This is a genomic window from Mesorhizobium sp. M2A.F.Ca.ET.037.01.1.1 (assembly GCF_003998075.1).
Taxonomy (GTDB): domain Bacteria; phylum Pseudomonadota; class Alphaproteobacteria; order Rhizobiales; family Rhizobiaceae; genus Mesorhizobium.
In genome coordinates, this window is record NZ_RZSA01000566.1 from 1 (window position 1) to 4,410 (window position 4,410).

The 4,410-nt window shown below is 63.4% G+C and carries 4 protein-coding genes and 1 pseudogene; 3 read left to right on the top strand and 2 right to left on the bottom strand.

The genetic code is table 11. The annotated features are described in order from the left end of the window. Positions 1-276, bottom strand: a pseudogene (locus tag EOA27_RS24280) (phenylalanine 4-monooxygenase); the annotation flags it as partial. Positions 277-415: 139 nt separating this feature from the next. Between EOA27_RS24280 and EOA27_RS24285 the strand changes: the two are divergent. Both EOA27_RS24285 and bchE read left to right on the top strand, forming a co-directional pair. Beyond that, the gene (locus tag EOA27_RS24285) at positions 416-892 is read left to right on the top strand and encodes an Lrp/AsnC family transcriptional regulator (RefSeq protein WP_126080175.1); all 477 of its coding nucleotides are present in this window, start codon (positions 416-418) and stop codon (positions 890-892) included. A gap of 111 nt (positions 893-1,003) precedes the next feature. Beyond that, positions 1,004-2,554 carry a magnesium-protoporphyrin IX monomethyl ester anaerobic oxidative cyclase gene (gene bchE, locus EOA27_RS24290; protein ID WP_126080176.1) on the top strand — a complete coding sequence of 517 codons (1,551 nt, stop codon included), beginning with the start codon at positions 1,004-1,006 and terminating at the stop codon, positions 2,552-2,554. Positions 2,555-2,597: 43 nt separating this feature from the next. Here bchE and argB read toward each other — a convergent pair whose 3' ends face one another. Further along, positions 2,598-3,491 carry an acetylglutamate kinase gene (argB, locus tag EOA27_RS24295; protein ID WP_126063404.1) on the bottom strand — a complete coding sequence of 298 codons (894 nt, stop codon included), beginning with the start codon at positions 3,489-3,491 and terminating at the stop codon, positions 2,598-2,600. Positions 3,492-4,047: 556 nt separating this feature from the next. Here argB and EOA27_RS24300 point away from each other — a divergent pair. Further along, on the top strand, positions 4,048-4,410 hold a 363-nt coding region (locus EOA27_RS24300), incomplete at its 3' end, for a sigma-70 family RNA polymerase sigma factor (RefSeq protein WP_127257440.1).

Sequence of the window (4,410 nt, forward strand, 5' to 3'; positions counted from 1 at the left end):
CCAACCGGTCAGCTTGCTGAGCTTTTCGCTCACCGCGTCGAAATCGGGAATCCTGTCGAGCAGCCCGAGCGCGGCGACGCCGTCCAGATAGGAACGGTGCGCGAGCTTCTGGGTAAGCTTCGTCTGGCGGTCGCACAGCGTGCGCCACACCGCCTGTTCCTCGGCGGAGTAGTCGTAGCCTTGCGCCACCGTGAAATCGCCGCGGCAGACCGAATAGTCGCCGCGAAGGCCCTGCGCCGCGCATTCGGCGGCGTAATCGGCAACGCTGATCGTCATCGTTTCCTCCTCTCAGATCGTGATCCGTGGATCGTGAAGCGGAGTTTAGAGGCGGCTGATGAGGCAAATCAGCCTTGTTTGTAGCTTGCCGGCGGATATTGAGGTAAAATCACTCCAATCAACGAGAGATCGACAAGACATGCCTCAGTTCGACGAATTTGAGATAAGGATGCTCGACATCCTGCAGCGCGACGGCCGCAAGCCCGTGTCGGAGCTGGCGCAGGAGATCGGACTGTCGACAACGCCTTGCGCGCGCCGCTTCGAGGCCTTGCAGGAAACCGGGATCATAAAGGGTTTTGCCGCCGTGCTCAGCCGCCGCGCCGTCGGCCTGACCGTCGAGGTGTTCATCCAGGTGCGGCTGGTCAGCCACAGCGACGGCTCACCTGAGAGCTTCATCGCGGCTGTGCAGCGTATGGACGAGGTGTCGTCCTGCTGGACGATGACCGGCGACCACGATTTCCTGCTGCATGTCATGGTGCCGTCGGTGGACGATTTGAACGCCTTCGTCATGCACCGGCTGATGCGGTTGCCCGGCGTGCGCGACGTCCACACGCAACTGGTGTTGCAGAACATCAAGGGCCCCGGCCATGTGCCGCTCAGCCATCTGCGGAAATAACCGTTCACCGGGGCGAATTTTTCCGGAAAAGCTGCGTGGAAACTGCTGAACCGCGCCAAGGTGGCTTCGTCATCGGCAATTAGCACAAGCGGACCAACATGGAGGTCCGCCTTGAACACCGTGCTGATCAACCCGCCGCATACCGCAATCGGCAGCCGCGTGCCCGACGACCATCTGCCGCCGCTCGGGCTGCTGGCGATCGGCGGCCCGCTGATCGATTCCGGCCACCAGGTTCGCCTCGTCGATGCCGAGTTTGGGCCGATGTCGCTTGCGGTGCTGGTCGATGATGCTCTGTGTGGCGATCCGGATCTCATCCTGATCGGCCATTCCGGCTCGACCTCGGCGCATCCGACCGCCTTGAAGATTGCCGAAATGATCAAGGCGCGCGCTCCGGGCGTCATCGTCATCTATGGCGGCGTGTTTCCGACCTATCACTGGCGCGACATCCTGACCGCGACCGATGTCTTCGACTTCATCGTGCGCGGCGAGGGCGAGGCGACCGCGACGGCGCTGGTCGAGGCAATCGAGATGCGCCAGCCGGTGGGAAGTGTCGCCGGCATCGCCTATCGCGACGATCTCGGCCGCCCGGTCGCGACGCAGGCGGCAATGACCATTGCCGACCTCGATGCCTGGCGCGTCGGCTGGGAGCTGATCGATCATCGCCGCTATTCCTATTGGGGCGGCAAGCGCGCGGTGGTCATGCAGTTCTCGCGCGGTTGCCCGCATCTGTGCAACTATTGCGGCCAGCGCGGCTTCTGGACCCGCTGGCGCCATCGCGACCCGGTCAAATTCGCCAGGGAGATCGCCTGGCTGCATCGCGAGCACGGCGTCGAGCTGGTGAATCTGGCGGATGAGAATCCGACCTCCTCGAAGAAGGCCTGGCGCGCCTTTTTGCACGCCATGATCGCCGAGAACGTGCCGGTGCTGATCGTCGGCTCGACCCGCGCCGACGACATCGTGCGCGACGCCGATATCCTCCACCTTTACCGCAAGGCCGGTGTCATCCGCTGGCTGCTCGGCATGGAAAACACCGACGAAGAAACGCTGTCGTTGATCCGCAAGGGTGGCAGCACCAAGTCGGACCGCGAAGCGATCCGGCTGCTTCGCCGGCACGGGATATTGTCGATGGCGACCTGGGTGGCCGGCTTCGAGGACGAGACCTTGCGCGATCTCTGGCGCGGCTTCCGCCAGCTCATCGCCTATGATCCCGACCAGATCCAGGCGCTCTATGTCACGCCGCACCGCTGGACGCCGTTCTTCCGCATCGCTGCCGATCGCAAGGTGATCCAGAAGGACGTGCGCCTCTGGGATTACAAGCACCAGGTGCTGGCGATGACCCGGCTGAGACCGTGGATGCTGTTCTTCGCCGTCAAGCTCATCGAGGTCGCCGTGCAGTCGCGGCCGAAGGCGATGGCGCGCATCCTCTTCCACCCCGATCCGGGGCAGCGGCATTCGATGCGCTGGTACACCAAGATGGGCCGCCGCGTCTGGTTCCGCGAGGTGTGGGGTTTTCTCGCCCGTGATCGCCGGGTCACGGACGGCCCGACGCTCGCCGAATTCTGGGGCGCGCCGCAGGACGCCGAGGAGGAATCAATGATCGTCCGGCGTCCGGTGAGAAAGCCGGCCGCAATTATCGAAGACCAGAGAAGATTAGCTGGCTAAAGGCAAGTTCACCGTTTGCAGAAACAACGAACTCGCGCGCTCTTTACGGAACGATCAGCGTGCCGGCGCCGTGCTCGGTGAAGAGCTCCAGCAGCACCGAATGCGGCGTCTTGCCGTTGAGGATGACGACGCCCTCGACGCCGCGTTCGATCGCCTCGATGCAGGTCTCGACCTTCGGGATCATGCCGCCGGACACTGTGCCGTCCTTGATCAGCGCCTTGGCTTCGGCGACCGTCAGCTCGTCGATCAGCTTCTTGTTCTTGTCGAGCACGCCCGGCACGTCGGTGAGAAACAAGAGGCGCGAGGCGCGGCAGGCGCCGGCAATGGCGCCTGCAAACGTGTCGGCGTTGATGTTGTAGGTGTGGCCGTCGCGGCCGGGCGCGACCGGCGCCAGCACCGGGATCATTTCCGAGCGCGCGAGAAGGTCGAGCAGCGTGCGGTCGACCTCGACCGGCTCGCCGACGAAGCCGAGATCCAGCACTCGCTCGATGTTGGAATCGGGGTCGATCATGGTCTTGCGCGCCTTTTCGGCGAACACCATGTTGCCGTCCTTGCCGCAAAGCCCGATCGCCCACTCGCCCTCGGCGTTGATCAGCGCCACGATCTCCTTGTTGATCGAGCCGGCCAGCACCATCTCGACGATCTCGACCGTCTTCTGGTCGGTGACGCGCAGCCCGCCCTCGAACTTGGATTCGATGCCCATCTTGGTCAGCATCGCCCCGATCTGCGGCCCGCCGCCATGCACGACGATCGGGTTGACGCCGGACTGTTTCAAGAGCGCGATGTCGCGGGCGAAGGCCTTGCCGAGCTCATGGTCGCCCATGGCATGGCCGCCATATTTCACCACCACTGTCTTGTTCTCGTAGCGCTGCATGTAAGGCAGCGCGCGCGAGAGCAGCGCGGCCTGCATTTCGGCGTTGGCGGCGACGTCCGTCATCGGTATCGATCCCAGCTGAGCATGTCTCCCGAAAGTGGGTTCCGGTTTCGGGATGAAGACATGCTTGAACATCAAGTCTTGATTGGCGGCCTCTTAGCGGGAATTGCCGCGAGCCGCAAACGGCTTTGCGGTCACAATGATGAAATCTGCCAATTCCCCGGCGCAGGGATTTTGACCGTTCGGCTATGTCTGCGTTGGCAGGCGGCATGCGGTTGAGATTGGCCGAAACGCCTAACCCAGTCGTCATCCACGGGCGGAGCAAGGAGCGTAGCGACGCGCGCAGACCCGAGGATCCATTCCGTGACATGCGGGCGCTGCTGCGGTGCAGAATTCTGTTCCGCTGCACTCTTCGATCAGGGTCACGGAATGGATTCCAGGGTCTCCGAGACGCCGCTGCGCGGCTGCTCCGCCCTGGAATGACGAGGTTGGAAGGTTTCAGCCGATCTCCAGCTAGCGACACCCCGATTCGTGAGATGCGTCGGGCCGGCCCGCGCCTGCTGGTGAACGACGCTTCCGCACCCGTTGCAATTAAATCGCAATCTTCTAATTTGCCGCCATGGCGCCGCAGGACATCAGCAAGCTGATCGTCCGGACTTCGATGAAGGACCGGGCCGCGTTCGATCTGCTCTACAAGCAGACCAGCGCGAAACTTTTCGGTGTCTGCCTGCGTGTCTTGAGGGACAGGGGAGATGCGGAAGAAGCGCTGCAGGAGGTCTTCGTCAAGATATGGACGAAGGCGGACCGCTTCGCGGTTTCCGATCTGAGCCCGATTTCCTGGCTGGTGGCCATCGCGCGCAACCATGCGATCGATCGCATCCGGGCGCGGCGCGGTCCTTCCGCCAACATCGACGCGGTCCTCGACGTCGCCGATCCGGCACCGGGACCCGAGGCGATGGCTGTGGCGGGCGGGGAGGGCGGA